The sequence below is a fragment of the Pantoea sp. Ae19-2 genome (assembly GCF_059801205.1).
In genome coordinates, this window is the sequence record NZ_JBCHWE010000009.1 from 1 (window position 1) to 550 (window position 550).

Annotated in this window: 1 pseudogene; it reads left to right on the forward strand. The window is 56.5% G+C overall.

Annotation, left to right across the window (positions count from 1 at the left end):
* Positions 1-550, forward strand: a pseudogene (locus tag AAIE03_RS24185) (hypothetical protein); the annotation flags it as partial.

A 550-nucleotide genomic window follows, 5' to 3' on the forward strand; every position in this document is an offset into this window, starting at 1 on the left:
CCAGCTGGCTGCGGCTAAGAAATACAGCGATGCCGGGCTGAAAAGCCACACCGAAGCCACCGACCCGCACAGCCAGTATCTGAAAACGGCCAGCGCGCTGAAAGAAATTGCTGACGCCGGTCTGGTCAGTGATGTGCTGAAAAACCTGAGCCTTGATAAATTTATCGCGCTGGCACAGGGGGCTTTACCGCTCAAGGGCGGGACGCTCACCGGCGATCTGAATCTGGACTACGACAATCCATTCACCGGCATTCACCTGAAAAACAAGCGCACGGCCAGCGGTTCGGGAACCGGCATTGATTTTTCATTCGGTGGCGCGATCATGGCCTCGATCATCTGTGGCATAACCGGCAGCGGCGCAAACTATTTTGATTTTGCGCTGTCGCCATCAGGTTCCATAGCCGACCGGCGCGTTAATGCGCTGACGTTTAACGCCGAACAGCGACGCCTGTTTCTGCAAAACGGCTGGGAGCTGTCCGGTTACACAAAGGGCAGCGACTTTTCGCAGGTGATGAACGATTCAGGCTGGGTGCGCTTTCCGAACGGCACG